The 16,913-nt window shown below is 32.7% G+C and carries 14 protein-coding genes; 13 read left to right on the forward strand and 1 reads right to left on the reverse strand.

The window, feature by feature from the left end; translation table 11 throughout:
• Positions 1 to 22: 22 nt before the first annotated feature.
• The 8 genes from ACVBED_RS04555 (at position 23) to ACVBED_RS04590 (ending at position 8,842) form a co-directional block, all read left to right on the forward strand.
• Positions 23 to 2,020 carry a S9 family peptidase gene (locus ACVBED_RS04555; RefSeq protein ID WP_473094566.1) on the forward strand — a complete coding sequence of 666 codons (1,998 nt, stop codon included), beginning with the start codon at positions 23 to 25 and terminating at the stop codon, positions 2,018 to 2,020.
• 329 nt (positions 2,021 to 2,349) lie between these two features.
• The gene (locus ACVBED_RS04560) at positions 2,350 to 2,724 is read left to right on the forward strand and encodes a VOC family protein (protein WP_447118891.1); all 375 of its coding nucleotides are present in this window, start codon (positions 2,350 to 2,352) and stop codon (positions 2,722 to 2,724) included.
• Between the two features lie 198 nt (positions 2,725 to 2,922).
• Entirely contained in the window at positions 2,923 to 3,981 is a 1,059-nt protein-coding gene (queA, locus tag ACVBED_RS04565) for a tRNA preQ1(34) S-adenosylmethionine ribosyltransferase-isomerase QueA (protein ID WP_473094567.1), read from the forward strand.
• Between the two features lie 90 nt (positions 3,982 to 4,071).
• Positions 4,072 to 5,106: a dual-specificity RNA methyltransferase RlmN gene (gene rlmN / locus ACVBED_RS04570; protein WP_447118893.1), complete on the forward strand. Its 1,035-nt coding sequence runs from the start codon at positions 4,072 to 4,074 to the stop codon at positions 5,104 to 5,106.
• A complete protein-coding gene (locus ACVBED_RS04575; RefSeq protein ID WP_447118895.1) occupies positions 5,106 to 5,822 on the forward strand; it encodes a YoaK family protein in 717 nt (238 codons plus the stop codon). The genes rlmN and ACVBED_RS04575 overlap by 1 nt, the downstream gene beginning before the upstream one ends.
• Positions 5,823 to 5,852: 30 nt before the next feature.
• A complete protein-coding gene (locus ACVBED_RS04580) occupies positions 5,853 to 6,773 on the forward strand; it encodes a sterol desaturase family protein (RefSeq protein WP_447118897.1) in 921 nt (306 codons plus the stop codon).
• A gap of 138 nt (positions 6,774 to 6,911) precedes the next feature.
• Positions 6,912 to 7,784 carry a hypothetical protein gene (locus ACVBED_RS04585; RefSeq protein ID WP_473094568.1) on the forward strand — a complete coding sequence of 291 codons (873 nt, stop codon included), beginning with the start codon at positions 6,912 to 6,914 and terminating at the stop codon, positions 7,782 to 7,784.
• Positions 7,785 to 7,864: 80 nt separating this feature from the next.
• Entirely contained in the window at positions 7,865 to 8,842 is a 978-nt protein-coding gene (locus ACVBED_RS04590) for a polyprenyl synthetase family protein (protein WP_447118903.1), read from the forward strand.
• Here the strand turns inward: ACVBED_RS04590 and ACVBED_RS04595 are convergent.
• Positions 8,823 to 10,397: a helix-turn-helix domain-containing protein gene (locus tag ACVBED_RS04595; RefSeq protein ID WP_473094569.1), complete on the reverse strand. Its 1,575-nt coding sequence runs from the start codon at positions 10,395 to 10,397 to the stop codon at positions 8,823 to 8,825. The two genes, ACVBED_RS04590 and ACVBED_RS04595, sit on opposite strands and share 20 nt — an antisense overlap.
• A gap of 380 nt (positions 10,398 to 10,777) precedes the next feature.
• Here ACVBED_RS04595 and ACVBED_RS04600 point away from each other — a divergent pair, with 380 nt between their 5' ends.
• From ACVBED_RS04600 to ACVBED_RS04620, 5 genes are all read left to right on the forward strand, one after another.
• A complete protein-coding gene (locus tag ACVBED_RS04600; RefSeq protein WP_473094570.1) occupies positions 10,778 to 10,987 on the forward strand; it encodes a hypothetical protein in 210 nt (69 codons plus the stop codon).
• A 160-nt stretch (positions 10,988 to 11,147) separates the two neighbouring features.
• Positions 11,148 to 11,345: a hypothetical protein gene (locus tag ACVBED_RS04605; protein ID WP_447118908.1), complete on the forward strand. Its 198-nt coding sequence runs from the start codon at positions 11,148 to 11,150 to the stop codon at positions 11,343 to 11,345.
• A 742-nt stretch (positions 11,346 to 12,087) separates the two neighbouring features.
• Complete coding sequence (locus ACVBED_RS04610) at positions 12,088 to 14,520, forward strand: alpha-ketoacid dehydrogenase subunit alpha/beta (protein ID WP_473094571.1); 2,433 nt, start codon at positions 12,088 to 12,090, stop codon at positions 14,518 to 14,520.
• Between the two features lie 247 nt (positions 14,521 to 14,767).
• On the forward strand, positions 14,768 to 16,156 hold the full coding sequence (gene lpdA, locus ACVBED_RS04615; RefSeq protein WP_447118910.1) for a dihydrolipoyl dehydrogenase: 1,389 nt from the start codon (positions 14,768 to 14,770) through the stop codon (positions 16,154 to 16,156).
• A gap of 52 nt (positions 16,157 to 16,208) precedes the next feature.
• Entirely contained in the window at positions 16,209 to 16,910 is a 702-nt protein-coding gene (locus tag ACVBED_RS04620; protein WP_447118912.1) for a VIT1/CCC1 transporter family protein, read from the forward strand.
• Positions 16,911 to 16,913 lie beyond the last annotated feature (3 nt).

Consider the following 16,913-nt stretch of genomic DNA (forward strand, 5'->3'; position numbering starts at 1 on the left):
AAAATTTTTAACCCAAATTTAAATGAAAATAAAACATATTTTACTCGCCACGGCGGCGCCTTTTCTTATGAATGGACAACATGTAATGACACCAGAAATACTATGGACACTTAATAAGATGTCGGTTTCTGCTGTTTCACCCGATCAAGCTTCATTGATTTACAAAGTGGGAAAAGTAGATTTAAAAACGGAAAAAACAAATTCAAAGTCTTACTTTTTAAATTTAAATAATTCTTCAGCACAAAGTTTAGATTTAGGTAAAAAAACAATTATTCAATGGGACAAAAACGGGATTTATACCCAAGAAGGTGACATTATTTATCTCTCAAAAGACAGTGGAAAAACGTGGGCTAATTTTTATAAAATCGGAGATGTCGATAATATTAGAATTTCACCTGACGGTAAAAAAGTGGCTTTTAGTAAAAAAGTTCAACTTGAAAATATTTTAGGAAAAGACAAATATAAAGACACGCCAAAATCAACGGCGCAAGTTTATACCGATTTAGATGCCCGTCACTGGGACACTTGGAATGAAGGCGGTTACAACCATGTTTTTGTATCCAATGTTTCGGAAAGTTCTTCCGAAGCAAAAGATTTACTAAAAGGTGAAAAATTTTATGCGCCACAAATGCCTTTTGGTGGCACCGAAGATTTTATTTGGAATCCAGATTCTTCAAGTATAATCTACGTTTCAAAGAAAAAAACAGGTACTGAATATGCACTTTCTACCAACACAGATTTATATTCTTATGATCTGAAATCGGGGAAAACTACCGATTTGACGGAAGGCAATAAAGGTTATGATGTTAATCCAAAATTTTCGCCAGATGGTCAATATTTATCCTGGCAAAGTATGGAACGAGATGGTTATGAGGCTGATAAAAATCGTTTAATGGTTATGAACGTTAAAACGATGGACAAGTTTGAACTGACAAAAAACTGGGATGAAAGCGTTGCTGGTTCTACTTTTTGGAGTACTGATTCGAAAAATATTTATTTCAGCACTGCTTACCATGGGGTTTCACAATTATTTTCAGCAGATTTAAAGTCTAATAAAATTAGCCAAATAACGACAGGGAATTTTGATGTAGATGATATTATCGCACAAAATAATAATCAGCTAATTTTAGCAAGAGCAGATTTTAATCACAATGCAGACTTATTTTCGGTAGATTCAAAATCTGGAAAAATGGCTCAAATTACTGAGGTAAATAAAGAAAATTACGCCCAATTAACGCCCAGTAAATCAGAACTAAAAATGGTGAAAACCACCGATGGTAAAGAGATGGGTGTTTGGTTTATTTATCCGCCAAATTTTGATCCCGCAAAAAAATATCCCACATTATTATATTGCCAAGGTGGACCACAATCTGCTTTAACGCAATTTTTCAGCACACGTTGGAATTTCGCTTTGATGGCTGCGAACGGTTACATCATTGTCGCACCGAACCGCCGCGGAATGCCCGGCTGGGGTACTGAATGGAATCAATCAATTTCCGAAGACTGGGGTGGACAACCTATGAAAGATTACCTTTCTGCAACAGATTTTGCGAAAACTTTGCCTTACGTAGACGGCGACAGAATGGGTTGTGTTGGCGCAAGTTACGGTGGTTACAGCGTTTTTATGCTTGCTGGAATTCATGAGAATAGATTCAAAACTTTCATTGCGCACGACGGACTTTATGATATGAAATCTTGGTACGGAACTACCGAAGAATTGTGGTTTGCGAAGTGGGAAATGGGTGGTACGCCGTGGGACAAACCGACGCCGAAATCTTACACCGATTTTAACCCAAGTAATTTTGTGCAAAATTGGAACAAGCCGATGATGATAATTCAAGGCGGAATTGATTACCGCGTTCCTTATGAGCAAGGTCAGGAAGCCTTTCAATCGGCAAAACTGCGTGGTTTGAAAACTAAATTCCTATATTTTCCGAATGAAAATCACTGGGTTTTGCATCCACAAAACGGCTTGGTTTGGCAACGAGAATTTTTTGATTGGTTGAAGGAAACTTTATAAAATACTTAGGAGCAAGACGGTTTCGCTTTTTTATAAATTGAGTCCCGTGTTCTGCTCTATCTTTTTATTACAGAAAACGCGCCGAAAGGCGCGTTTTCTGTAATAAAAAGATGCCGCTTCACCCGCGGCTAATAAAGAAGTTTAATTTTTTTATTTTAAAAGTTCAAATTCAATCTGAATTATTAAAGTGTTTTTTTAAATTTATTTATGTAAATTTAAGTAACAGGTAAAAACACAAAATCATGAAATCGCAATTAACAAATTTTACAACCAACCACAGATCAATTTAGGCGATTACATATGACCTTTGAAAAAATAATTTACAGCATATGAAAAAAGTAATCGGCATCGGCGGAATATTTTTTAAAGCAAAAAATCCCGCTTCATTAAGAGAATGGTACAAAAAACATTTGGGTTTTGATACTAACGATTATGGTGCAACTTTCAACTGGAAAGAATGTTCTGAATCTTCAAAAAATGGCGCCACACAATGGAGCCCGTTTAAAGATGATACAGGATATTTTGAACCTTGCAATAAAGAATTTATGATCAATTACATCGTAGAAGATTTAGAGAAATTATTAGAAGAATTAAAAAAATCTGATGTCATTATTTTGGACGAATTAGAAACCTATGATTATGGAAAATTTATCCATATTTTAGATTGTGAAGAAAATAAAATTGAACTTTGGGAACCTAAGTGATTGTAAACACAATAAATCTTAATAAATAATTTCTGGTACAAAAAGAATATTTAATAAGTGAAATTATAATTGAAAAATTTAGAATTTATTATATTAAAAAATCTTATTTGGCAAAACACTTGACAAAGGCCTTTTCAATATCGTATATTTGCACCCCGAAACGGAAATACTGTTTCGCTAAAATTTTTAAACTAAACTATGTCGAAATTAAAAACTTCAGACTTCTATTTTGATTTGCCAGAACATCTGTTGGCTGAACATCCTTCCCCAAATCGCGATGAATCCAAATTAATGGTTCTACACCGCAAAACTGGGAAAATTGAGCATAAACTCTTTAAGGACGTTATTGACTATTTTGATGAGAAAGATTTGTTTATTTTTAATAATACCAAAGTTTTTCCTGCCCGCCTTTACGGCAATAAAGAAAAAACAGGGGCGAAAATCGAAGTTTTTTTATTGAGAGAATTAGATAAAGAAACCAGAGTTTGGGACGTTTTAGTAGATCCAGCAAGAAAAATTAGAATTGGAAATAAATTATTTTTTAACGAAGACGAAAGTTTAGTAGCAGAAGTAATTGATAATACAACTTCTCGCGGGAGAACTTTGAGATTTTTATACGACGGTTCTTACGAAGAATTTCGTGCAAAGTTAAAAGAATTAGGTGAAACCCCGCTTCCAAAATACATTAAAAGAGAAGTGGAACCAGAAGATGCAGAGCGTTACCAAACTATTTATGCAAAAAATGAAGGCGCTGTTGCAGCACCGACAGCCGGAATGCACTTTTCTAAACATTTAATGAAAAGATTAGAAATTAAAGGTGTTGATTTTGCGGAAGTGACTTTGCACATTGGTTTGGGAACTTTTAATCCCATCGAAGTTGAAGATCTTTCTAAACATAAAATGGAATCTGAAGAAGCGATTATTGACCAAGAAAATGCAGATAAAATAAATTTAGCTGTTGAAGAAGGTCGTCAAATCTGCGCTGTAGGAACTACAACCATGCGCGCGATTGAAACGTCTGTTTCTTCCAACAAAAAAATTGGACCTTATAATGGCTGGACTAATAAATTTATTTTTCCACCGCACGATTTTGGCGTTGCAACTGCAATGATTACCAACTTCCATATGCCGAAATCTACATTAATGATGATGATCGCTGCATTTGCCGGAAAAGATTTTTTAATGCAAGCTTATGAAGAAGCTGTGAAAAACGATTATAAGTTTTTCTCTTATGGAGATGCAATGCTTATTCTGTAATTAATTTTAAATTTTAGATTAATTTCTGTTAAAGTTATTAATCTAAAATTTTTGATTTAAACATATACCTAACTTTTATAAATCTAATTTTTGCGCGACCTCAGAACTTTATCACTTACTGAACTTCAAGATTATTTTTTAAGCTTGGGAGATAAGACATTTCGTGCAAAACAGGTCTACGATTGGTTGTGGTCAAAAAATCTTCATTCAATTGAAGAAATGACCAATCTTTCCAAAGATTTAAGAGACAAGATTTCTAAAGATTTTGAAATAAAACCAATTTCTGTTGATCAATTGCAGAGAAGTTCTGATGGAACCATAAAAAATGGAGTAAAACTACATGACGGACTTTTGGTGGAATCGGTTTTAATTCCTACTGAAACGCGCACGACTGCCTGTGTATCTTCGCAAGTGGGTTGCTCTTTAAATTGTGAATTTTGTGCAACTGCGCGTCTAAAAAGAATGCGGAATTTGGATGTTGCAGAGATTGTAGATCAAGTCGCTTTAATAGATCAGCAGAGCAAAATGTATTTCGACAGACCACTCTCAAACATTGTGTTTATGGGAATGGGCGAACCGATGATGAACTATAAAAATGTCGTAGAAGCGATTAAAAAAATCACGGAACCAGATGGTATGGGAATGTCGGCTAGAAGAATTACTGTTTCAACTTCCGGAATTCCAAAGATGATAAAAATGCTCGCGGATGAAAATATTAAAGTAAAATTAGCACTTTCACTGCATTCAGCTATTGAGAAAAAACGAAATGAAATAATGCCTTTCTCAGACAAATTTCCTTTAACAGATATTTTAGAGTCTTTGAAATATTGGTATCAAAAAACTGGCAATATCGTCACTTTTGAATATTGTGTCTGGAAAAATATAAATGACGGCGATGAAGATATTAAAGCTTTAATTAAATTTTGCAAACAAATTCCCAGCAAAGTAAATCTTATTCAATATAATCCAATCGGGGATGGAAAATATGATCAATGCAATAAATCGGCAGAAGATAATTACGTTCGTCAGTTAGAAAAAAACGGAATTACAGTAATGATTCGCCGGAGCAGAGGCGGCGATATTGATGCTGCTTGTGGACAACTTGCCAATAAAGCGGCAGAATAATGTTTTCGCACAAAGGAAAAACAAGAACGCCAAAACATAATCTTCAGATTGCGTCTTTACTTTCATTTGTAGCAGGATTAGTAAATGTGGTCGGTTTTTTTTCGGTTCAGAAACTCACAACTAATGTTACGGGCCATTTTGCTTTTCTAATTGATGAAGTTTTTAAACTACATTTTGTAAATGCTTTTCATATTGCATTTTTTTTAATTGCTTTTCTCTTGGGTTCTTTCGTTGCAAACTTTACGGTAGAATATTCTTCCAGAAATCATGAAAATCAAACTTTTTTATTACCTGTCATTTTTGAAGCTGCAATTCTTCTAGTAATTGCTTTAACAGGTAATTATTTAATACAAAAAAGTCCGGATATAATTGTTTGCTGTTTACTTTTCGCAATGGGAATGCAAAATTCTTTGGTTACAAGTATTTCAAAATCAGTCGTTCGTACAACGCATTTGACAGGGCTTTTTACAGATCTGGGAATTGAACTTTCTCAGTTGTTCTTCTACAAAAACCGAGTACAAAAAAATAAACTTCACAAGTCTATTAATCTAAGATTAACAATCATTACTATGTTTTTTAGCGGCGGTTTAATGGGCGGAATTTTATTTGATTATTTTGGAATCAGATCACTTTTGTTAGGAACTTTAATTTTAATCAGTGGTTTAGTATATGATTTTACTAAAATCAAAATATTATTATTAAAACGCAAAGTTTAAAAGCCTAAATTTGCAAAAATATAATTTGTAATGAGTTTTTTCATCGGCGAAGATGGGCTTCAAAATATTTATACGTGGGCAATTCCGCTTCACGCCACGGTGATTTTATCCGAAATGATTTACAGTCATTATTCTGAAAGTAAATTATACAGTGGTAAAGATTTAGTCCAAAATATTTTTTTGGCGTTAGGAAATTTCAGTCTGGATCTTGCCATGAAGGTGGTTGCGATGGGCGTCATGTTTTTCTTTTATTCATACCGACTTTTCACTTGGGAATTTACTTGGTATTATTGGATTATTTGTTTTGTGGTGACAGATTTGGCCTATTACATTTTGCATTATGTTGATCACCATTCACGAGCTTTTTGGGCGATTCATATCACGCACCACAATTCGGAATTTTTTAATTTTACAACTGGTTTTAGAAGTTCTGTTTTGGAACCGCTTTATCGATATTTATATTTCGCACCACTTGCTTTTCTAGGTTTCAATCCGTGGCATATTATGGTGGTTTACGCTGTTGGTCAGGTTTATGGAACTTGGGTTCACACACAAACAGTAAAAAAAATGGGTTTTTTAGAACATATTTTGATCACGCCTTCGCATCACCGTGTTCATCATGCTTGCAACATAAAGTATTTGGATAGAAATATGGGAATGGTTCTTGTTTTTTGGGATAAAATTTTTGGTACTTTTGAAAACGAGGATGATTTAGTTCCCGTAAAATATGGAATTTATCCAAAAATGCCAGATGATAAACCGCTTACCGTTTTCGCTTATGAATGGCGGAAGATTTGGGTAGACATTAAGCAACCCAACCTGAGATTAACGGATAAAATCAACTATATTTTTAACTCGCCCGGCTGGAAACATGATGGAACCGGCAAAACGGTTCGCCAGTATCAAAAAGATTATTTAGCCAAGAAAAAATTGAAATTGAATAATCAATAATTTTATATTTATTTGGGCAGACATTTCCGTCCTCCGTTCCCACTTTTTTGTTCGGCGTTCCTGCTCACAAAAAGAGTTCCACTCAGGCCGGGCTGCAGGTATTACAATTAATTAAAGTTTAAAACAGTTCACTTTTAAATGAAAAATTACTTTTTATTAATCATGATTTTTATCTGTCAGTTTACTTTTGCGCAAAAGACTGAGACTTTTAAAATTAAAAAATATGCAGTTGCTATTTTAAATGATAGTTTGAAGGAAAGTTCCGGACTTAATTTTTTTCATGATAAACTTTACACATTTAATGATAGCGGCAATACTTCCGAACTTTTTCAGATAAATCCAAAAAATGGTAAAATCCAAAAGAAACTAGAAACGAAACTGCAGAACGAAGATTGGGAATCTCTCACCAATGATGGTGATAATTTTTACATAGGAGATTTTGGTAATAATCTAGGAATAAGAAAAGATTTAAAAATATATAAAATTCCTTTTAAAAAGTCCTTAAAATTGGATTCTGTACAAACTATTTCATTTTACTATCCGCAACAAAATGAATTTACTCCAAAAAATTTAAATAATAATTTCGATGGAGAAGCGATGATCTATTTAAATGGAAAAATTCACATTTTCACAAAAGAATGGATCGCGAAAGCCACAACGCATTATATAATTGATCCAAATATTAACAAAAGCCAAGCTGCCGAAAAAATGGAAACTTTTAAGACAGACTTTATGGTAACTGACGCTACTTTTTTTAAAGAAAAATTATATTTGGTTGGCTATACAAAAACAGCGAGGGTTTATCTGGAAGTCTTTGGCAAATCCACCACCAACTACTTTTTCTCTAAAATCCCTAGAAAATACTATTTAGGAAGCGCGTTCTCGTTAGGTCAAATTGAAGGAATTGCAGTCGATGAAAACGGAATTTACCTTTCTGGCGAATATTTTCATTCGCCTTTGGGAATTAAGAAAGGAAAATTATTTTTCATTCCATTTTCTGATTTTAATTAGGTTTTGAAAACCTCGCTCAAAATACTTTTACACAAAAAATAGTTTATATTTGCTTATCAAAAAAAATAATTTTTATTTCTGTGGCGCATATTGTAGAGGAAATTAAAAAACCAATTGTAGAAGAAATGAAACTTTTCGAGCAAAAGTTTTATGAATCTATGAACACAAAAGTGCCTCTTTTAGATAAAGTAACGCGTTTTATTGTGACTACAAAAGGAAAACAAATGCGACCGATGTTTGTCTTTTTATGCGCAAAGTTAGTTGGTGAAGTCAATGAAAAAACGTTCCGTGGCGCTTCTATGATTGAATTAATTCATACTGCAACATTAGTTCATGATGATGTAGTTGATGAAAGTTTTAAACGCCGTAATTTTTTCTCAATTAATGCGCTTTGGAAAAATAAAATTGCCGTCTTAGTTGGTGATTTTTTGCTCTCAAAATCTGTTTTACTTTCTACTGATTTTAAAGATTATGATTTACTTGCCGTCATCGCCAGAACTATCAGAGAGATGTCGGAAGGTGAACTTCTTCAGTTAGAAAAAGCAAGAACCCTTGATATTACTGAAGACGTCTACTATGAAATCATTCGCCAAAAGACCGCAACATTAATTGCAGCATGTTGTGAAGTTGGCGTACTATCAAATAATGTAAATGAAGATTTAGCCAAAAAAATGCAAAATTTCGGTACATTAACCGGAATGGCATTCCAAATTAAAGATGATTTATTTGATTACTTAAGCGAAAATGCCATAGGTAAACCAGTTGGTATTGATATAAAGGAACAGAAAATGACTTTACCATTAATTTTCAGTTTAAAAAATGCTTCTGAAAAAGAGAGGAAATACCATTTTCAAACTATTAAGAGATATAAAGACGATAAAAAACGCGTCAAAGAATTAATCGATTTTGTAAAAAAATCCGGTGGTTTAGATTATGCGCTTTCTGTAATGAAAAATTATTATGGTCAAGCAAAAACAATTCTGAATGATTTTCCTGAAAGTGAAGCAAAACACTCTTTAAACTTAATGCTTGATTACGTTATCGAACGGAAGTTTTAAATTCTTCCTTCATTAATTTCACAAATTGACTTGGCTTCATTTGAAATTTTCTTTGGAAATTTTTACTGAAACTGTCGGCACTGTTGAAACCAGAAATTGTAGCCAGTTCTTTGATGTCTTTATTTAAATATTTACGTTTGGTCTTCAGTAACATTACAATATGATCAACTCTAAGATCATTAATATAGTGATTAAAATTTTTATCCTTATAAATGTTAATGATTTTAGATAAATAACTGGAATTTGTTCCAAAAGATTCACTTAAAGATTTTTGCGAAATTTGTGGATCTAGAAAAAGTTTATTCTTTTCCAAATTTTCTAATTGTGTTACGATCAACTCTACGATCTGAGGATTAATTCCTGGAATATTATCGTAATAAACTTCTTCATTTTCAGAAATTTCCGGATTAATTATTTGCTTTAAATTGAAATCAATTCTGTCTTCGTGTTGATCAGAATGAATTATATTTTCGAATTGCTGCCGGTATTTTTTTTGAAGTTTTAAAAATCGAAAGATGAAAAATCCTGCTGCGATAATAACCAAAAGGATAAAAATAAAATAGTAGAGACGCTGCGTTTGCAATGAGTTTTCTAGTTTATTTTTTTCCTGCTGGAGTTTTTTAGTATCATATTCTTTATTTATCGTTGTATAGAGATATTTATAATTTTTCTCATAGTTTCGATCGAGATTCATTAGTTTGTCTACATACTGCAATTGCAAATCTTTACGATCTAAGTCTTGATAATATTTTATTAAGTATTCGTAGGTAGGTCGAAAATGCGGATCTAATTTCCCGTTTTTTGAGTATTGTTCATCTATAAATTTAAAGTATTTTACAGCTTCATCTTTATTTCCTTCTTGCCAATAAGACATCCCGATGTAAAAATTTTCTGTATAATGAAAATGATTATCCTTAAATAAAGATAATGACTGTTTTAATTTTGAAATTGAAATTTTATAATTCTTTTCAAAATAGGCATCCATTCCTTCTGAAGTTATAAAATAGGGTAAATATTGTGGAAGATTATTTTTATTAACATAATCAAATGCTTCGGCCAGTAAAACCTTGTTTTCTTTTTGGTGATAAAGTTTCGCGTTATTATCTATAAAGCTCATTAATGAGTACAAATAATACATTTCATAATCTTTCCCAAGACTTTTTTGTTTTAGATTATTTTTAAAATAAATAATGCATTGTCGTAATTCAATTTGCGCTTCGTCATACAGACCAAGAAATATTTTGTTTTGAGCTATGTAGTATCTCGTTTTAAAAGTTGTGTAATCATCACCTGTTTTATTAGAATACTTTATGGCTTCAAGCAAATCATTTAGTGATTTTTCATACTTTTTCTCATCTAACCAAGTTTTACCTCTATTGATGTATGCACTACTTAAAAAACTTGCTTTTCCACTTTTATTTGCTACGTCTAAAGCGCTGTCCGCAAAGAAAATATTTTTAGGGTATTTAGAATAAGTTGTTGAATAGCGATAGGCGTATATCAATGTTTCGTAATTATCTTCTTTTTTTGATTTTAGGATGTAGAGATTTATCATATTCCACATTTTTGCAGAATCTGAATGTAACAAATCTATTTTTAGTTCAATTTGTTTATAAGATAAGTTTGTTAATGCACTTTTTTGAGCAGATAAACTTTGAAAAATGTTAAAAAATATTAATAAAAAAAGTAATATTTTGATTTTAATCATAAAATGTTAATAATAAGCTAGTTAACATTTGTGTTTTTATGTTTTTGTCTAATTGATTTGCAAAATTAATGCTTTTTTTTAAAAAACAACACTTAATATTTTTGTTTTGCCACTCATTATTTATGATAAACGGGTTCTAAGTTTTTGAAGATTTGGTAGTGATTTTAAAAGGTTATAGTTTTGAGTTATCAGTAAAGAATACAACATAACATTTTAAATATTCAATCATGAAAAAATTTATCTTCTTAAGCATCGTATTAGTTTCTCTATCATTATTCTCTTGCAGAGAGCAAGATGAGATGGCTCAATTAAATAATGTTCAAAAAACAGAGTTTTCAAAAACATCATCAACAGATACTAATTCTTCGGTAGCATATGAAAATTTTGATTCTTCCTTAGCAGATCAAGGTGATCCTGCAAAACCACCAAGAGATTAATTATTTATAAAATATAGTTTTTTATATAAAATATTTTTTTCATCATTTGTGTTGATCTCTCCAGTCAACAGTTATTGGAGAGGTTTTTTAAATAGATTTTGAAAAACCCTGTTAATGTATAGAATTTTAGCATTTGTACCAACTATTAAAAATTAGAATTATGAGAAAGATTATTTACTTAAGTATCGGTGTAGCTTCATTAACATTAGTTTCTTTTCGCCAGCAAGATGAAAAATCTTCAGAAAAAAAAATAAATTTAAAATCGGAAGCAACACAAAAAGTGAAATTTACCGATTATGTAAAATTTGATCATAAGGATAATTCTCTAGTTGATCCCGCAAAACCACCTAAAGAATAAGAAAGATATTTTTTTCATCATTTGTGTTGATCTCTCCTGTCAACAATTGCAGGAGCGATTTTTTACAAATTTTTGATTCAAACTTAGAACTAAATTAACCCCCAAAACCAATAAATTTTTTTTTCATCATTTGTGTTGATCTCTCCTGTCAACAATTGCAGGAGAGATTTTTTTACAAATTTTGATTTAAACTTAAAACTAAATTAACCCCCAAAACCAATAAAATTTTTTTTTCATCATTTGTGTTGATCTTCTTTACTTCGCTGTAAGGGAGATTTTTTTTAATAATTCAAAAATGTTGAAAAGTTTGATTATCTATGGGAAAAGTTTTAAGAACAACATTGCAACGGAGAAGAAAATACAAATCGATGCTCCTATAAATAAAAAATCTGCAATCGTTTCATAAATGATTTTAAACCGTGCTTTCTGACTTCTAATTGCTAAAAACGAAAATTATAAAGCTTATAGTAAAAAATAAAGCAGCGATACCCGCAAACTCATCTAAATAAGTTCTTCTATCAGAATTAGTTATTTTTAAAGAAGTGATTATTAATAAGCAAAATCCTAATAAATTGGATGATGCATTTAGGATATCAGGGGATTTTTCGTTCATTATTATATTAGTTACACAAATTAAAAAATTGAGATGCAATAATAAAAATTTATAAATATAAATATCTGCTAAAATTAATATTTTATTATTCTTTACTAATTAATTATCTTTGTGAAAACCTCCAGTAATATGCAAAACACTTTTATAGAAACTCAGCAAATCTCTTTTCAAGATTTTAAAAAAAACATATTAGAAGATTATAAACTAGGCAGAATTTCCCGCGAAATGTCTTATCTAGGCAGAAGAGAAGTCCTAACGGGTAAAGCAAAATTTGGAATTTTCGGCGATGGAAAAGAATTACCTCAATTAGCAATGGCAAAAGTCTTTCGGAATGGAGATTTTCGTTCCGGTTATTACCGTGACCAGACATTTGCGCTCGCCATTAATGCTGTTTCTGTTGAAAGTTTTTTTGCACAACTCTATGCAGACACCAATATTGATAGAGAACCTGCCTCGGCCGGAAGACAAATGAATGGACATTATGGTACCAGAAGTTTAAATGAAGATGGCACCTGGAAAAATTTAATGCAGCAAAAAAATAGCTCAGCTGATATTTCGCCTACAGCAGGGCAAATGCCAAGACTTTTAGGTTTGGCACTAGCTTCAAAAATTTATAAAAATATACAATTTGAAGGTTCACAAAAATTCTCTAAAGATGGCCAAGAAATCGCGTTTGGAACTATAGGTGATGCCTCAACTGCAGAAGGATTATTTTTTGAAACTTTAAATGCAGCCTGTGCGTTGCAAGTTCCAATGGTAATTTCAATTTGGGATGACGGATATGGAATTTCCGTTCCTACAGAGCAACAAAGAGGAAAACCTGATATTTCTGAAATGCTTGCTGGTTTTCAAAGAAAAGAGGGAGAAAAACAAGGTTGCGAAATTATTCAAGTGAAAGCCTGGAATTATCCTCAACTATTAGAAGCCTACGCAAAAGCGGAACATTTCGCAAGAACGGAATCTGTGCCAGTTGTAGTTCACGTTATTGAAGTAACACAACCCCAAGGGCACTCTACATCAGGTTCACATGAACGATATAAAAATGAAGAACGATTAAGTTGGGAACAGGAATTTGACTGTTTAAATAAATTTAAAGAATGGATCTTAAATTATACAATTGAAATAGAAGAAAAAGAAGAGTTACTCTCTACTACGGAAGAACTAAGTCTGATACACGAAGAGGCGAAAAAATTTGTAAAAGAAGGTCAAAAAAAAGCTTGGGAAAGTTATCAGAAAACTATCTCAGATCTGCAAAATGAAGTATTTTCATTGGTCAAAAATTTATCCTCAGATAACAAGGAAGTAGAAGATTTAGTTCAAAATTTTGATAAAAAAATTGGGAAAGCTAAGAAAGATATTTTTCATTTGGTGCGCCAAACCTTGCTAGTTACCAGAAATAATATTGGTCAAAATCGAACACAATTACTCAATAAATATATCCAAATTTTTGCAAGTGAAAGTCAAAATTATTCTTCCCATCTCTACTCACAATCTGAATGGAAAGCTACAAATGTAAAAGAAGTTTTGCCCATTTATTCTGATGCTTCGGAATCTGTTGACGGTAGAGTAGTTGTAAGAAATAATTTCGATAAGATATTTGAAAAATATCCGGAAGCTTTGGTTTTTGGAGAAGACACTGGAAATATTGGAGATGTGAACCAAGGTTTGGAGGGTTTACAAGAAAAATATGGTGACATCAGAATTGCAGATACCGGAATACGAGAAGCCACAATTCTTGGACAGGGAATTGGTCTGGCAATGAGAGGTTTGCGGCCAATCGCGGAAATACAATATTTGGACTACGTATTATATTGCTTGCAAGGCATCAGTGACGATTTAGCAACCGTTCAATATAGAACAAGAGGTGGTCAAAAAGCACCAGTAATTATAAGAACGCGCGGTCATCGATTAGAAGGGATTTGGCACTCTGGCTCGCCGATGGCAGGAATTTTAAATCTCTGCAAAGGGATTCTAGTTTTAACACCGAGAAATTTAACTAAAGCGGCGGGATTTTATAATACGATGTTGCAAAGTGATGAACCTTGCATTATTATTGAACCTTTAAATGGTTATAGATTAAAAGAAAAACAACCAGATAACATTGGTGAATTTACAATTCCTGTAGGTCAAATTGAAATTACTAAAGAAGGAAAAGATATAACGCTAATTTCTTATGGTTCCACTTGGCGATTGGTTATGGAGGCCGCTGTACAATTGGAAAAATTAGGGATATATGCAGAAGTAATTGACATTCAATCATTAATTCCTTTTGATTTACAACACGAAATTAAAAAAAGTGTGCAGAAAACAAATCGCTTGGTAATTATTGATGAAGATGTGGAAGGTGGGGCATCTGCCTTTATCTTACAGCAAATTTTAGAAGTGCAAAAAGCTTTTAGATATTTGGATTCTGAACCAGTTACTTTAACGGCAAAGAATCACAGACCAGCATATGGAACTGATGGCGATTATTTTAGTAAACCTTCTGTTGATGATATGGTAGAAGCTGTTTACAAAGTTTTCAGTGAAGTAAATCCTAAGAAATTTCCGAAGATTTATTAAATTTAAATGTTGATATCACAAAGCCTTCCAAATTTCATTTTGGAAGGCTTTTTTATTCGTTTAAATATATTTTCAAAAATTATTGAAAGTTTAATAAATTTAATTGTCATTATGAGCGTAGTTTGAAGAAACGGAAATGAAATTTATGGAAGTCAAAGAAAAATAAGTCGAAACTTCGAAAATGCGCTGAAAACATTAATTTAAAATCATAATTTTTGACTAAATTTGCCTAAAATTTTTAAGACACATGAATTACGATATTATTGTTATTGGAAGCGGTCCCGGCGGATACGTTGCAGCTATCAGAGCTGCACAACTTGGTTTTAAAACTGCCATTATTGAACGTGAAAATTTAGGCGGAATTTGCCTTAATTGGGGTTGTATTCCAACAAAAGCGCTTTTGAAATCTGCACAGGTTTTTCATTATATCAATCATGCGGAAGAATTCGGTTTAAATAAATCTGAATCTACTTTTGAATTTCCAAATGTTATCAAAAGAAGTAGAGGAGTTGCTAATAAAATGAGCAAAGGCATTGAATTTTTAATGAAAAAAAATAAAATTGATGTTATTTTTGGATCGGCGAAAATCGCGAAAGGAAAAAAAGTGAACGTAACTGACGCAGATGGGAAAACTTCCGAATATTCTGCAACAAATATTATTTTAGCAACTGGCGCAAGATCCCGCGAATTACCAAATATTCCACAAGATGGTATAAAAGTGATCGGTTACAGAAAAGCAATGACGCTTGACAAACAGCCAAAATCTATGATTGTAGTTGGTTCCGGAGCAATCGGCGTTGAATTTGCAGATTTCTATAATACAATGGGAACTAAAGTGACGATTGTAGAATTTATGCCAAATGTTGTTCCTGTTGAAGATGAAGAAATTTCAAAACATTTAGAAAAATCTTTAAAAAAATCTGGAATAACCATAATGCTGAATTCTTCTGTAGAATCAGTAGATACTTCTGGAAATGGTGTAAAGGCTAATGTAAAAACCGAAAAAGGAAATATTACCTTAGAAGCTGACATTTTACTTTCAGCAGTTGGAATCGCTTCAAATTTAGAAGGGCAAGGTTTTGAAGAGGTCGGCATCAAAACTGAAAAAGGAAAAATATTGGTTAATGAATGGTATGAAACTTCAGTTCCGGGTTATTATGCGATCGGTGATTTGCTTCCTACGCAGGCTTTAGCACATGTTGCAAGTGCAGAAGGCATTACTTGTATTGAAAAAATAAAAGGTTTGCACGTTGAAGCGCTCGATTATGGCAATATCCCAGGTTGTACTTACTGTCATCCAGAAGTTGCAAGCGTTGGTATGACTGAAAAGCAGGCAAAAGAAAAAGGATACGAATTAAAAATTGGAAAATTTCCTTTTTCAGCAAATGGAAAAGCTACTGCAAATGGCGATAATGACGGATTTATTAAGGTAATTTTTGATGCAAAATATGGCGAATTTTTAGGTTGCCATATGATTGGAACTGGTGTTACGGAAATGATTGCAGAGGCTGTTGTTGCAAGAAAACTGGAAACAACGGGACATTCGCTTTTAAAAGCAATTCATCCGCATCCAACATTATCGGAAGCAATTACTGAAGCAGTTGCTGCTGCTTATGGCGAAGTAATTCATATTTAAATCGCCATGATTTTTTAAATACTATCACATTAAATATAATAAGAATTTATCCATGAGAGAAGAGATGGAATCCGAGGATCATTTTATCAACAGAAGTAATTGGATTAGAGCAGCCGTATTAGGCGCTAATGATGGTATTTTATCAGTTGCAAGTATTGCGGTTGGAGTGGCGGCGGCAAGTTCAAGTAGAGAAGTTCTTATTTTAGCATCATTAGCAGGTTTAGTTGCTGGTGTTTTTGCTATGGCTGCGGGTGAATTCGTATCTGTAAGTTCTCAGGAAGATATTGAAACTGCAGATTTAAAACGAGAAGCCAAGGAATTAGAAGAAACTCCGGAACATGAAATGTATGAGTTAGCAAAAATTTATCAAAAACGTGGTCTTACCGTAGAATTATCTGTGCAAGTGGCACAGCAGTTACACGATCATGACGCTTTAGGGGCGCACGCAAGAGATGAACTTGGCATCAATGAGATAATGAAAGCGCAACCTTTTCAAGCAGCTTTCGCAAGTGGCGCTTCTTTCACTGTTGGTGGTATTTTACCGCTTCTGGTCAGCGTTTTTCTACCACTTAATCATATGATGTATTACCAATATGGTTTTGCCTTATTATTTTTAGTGATTTTAGGTTATTTATCGGCAAGAGGTGGTGGTTCTCATATATTGAATGCAATAGTAAGAATTGTGATTTGGGGAACATTGGCTATGATTGCTTCTGCGATTACGGGATATCTGTTTGGCGTACATGTAGCTTAACAA

The sequence above is a fragment of the Halpernia sp. GG3 genome (genome assembly GCF_052976925.2).

What these genes read in the sequence shown, in the direction of transcription:
- ACVBED_RS04610 (WP_473094571.1), top strand. Translation starts at nt 12,088, where the DNA reads ATGCAAAACACTTTTATAGAAACTCAGCAAATCTCTTTTCAAGATTTT.
- ACVBED_RS04585 (WP_473094568.1), top strand. Translation starts at nt 6,912, where the DNA reads ATGAAAAATTACTTTTTATTAATCATGATTTTTATCTGTCAGTTTACT.
- ACVBED_RS04580 (WP_447118897.1), top strand. Translation starts at nt 5,853, where the DNA reads ATGAGTTTTTTCATCGGCGAAGATGGGCTTCAAAATATTTATACGTGG.
- ACVBED_RS04605 (WP_447118908.1), top strand. Translation starts at nt 11,148, where the DNA reads ATGAGAAAGATTATTTACTTAAGTATCGGTGTAGCTTCATTAACATTA.
- ACVBED_RS04575 (WP_447118895.1), top strand. Translation starts at nt 5,106, where the DNA reads ATGTTTTCGCACAAAGGAAAAACAAGAACGCCAAAACATAATCTTCAG.
- ACVBED_RS04555 (WP_473094566.1), top strand. Translation starts at nt 23, where the DNA reads ATGAAAATAAAACATATTTTACTCGCCACGGCGGCGCCTTTTCTTATG.
- queA (WP_473094567.1), top strand. Translation starts at nt 2,923, where the DNA reads ATGTCGAAATTAAAAACTTCAGACTTCTATTTTGATTTGCCAGAACAT.
- ACVBED_RS04560 (WP_447118891.1), top strand. Translation starts at nt 2,350, where the DNA reads ATGAAAAAAGTAATCGGCATCGGCGGAATATTTTTTAAAGCAAAAAAT.
- lpdA (WP_447118910.1), top strand. Translation starts at nt 14,768, where the DNA reads ATGAATTACGATATTATTGTTATTGGAAGCGGTCCCGGCGGATACGTT.
- ACVBED_RS04600 (WP_473094570.1), top strand. Translation starts at nt 10,778, where the DNA reads ATGAAAAAATTTATCTTCTTAAGCATCGTATTAGTTTCTCTATCATTA.
- ACVBED_RS04595 (WP_473094569.1), bottom strand. Translation starts at nt 10,397, where the DNA reads ATGATAAATCTCTACATCCTAAAATCAAAAAAAGAAGATAATTACGAA.
- ACVBED_RS04620 (WP_447118912.1), top strand. Translation starts at nt 16,209, where the DNA reads ATGAGAGAAGAGATGGAATCCGAGGATCATTTTATCAACAGAAGTAAT.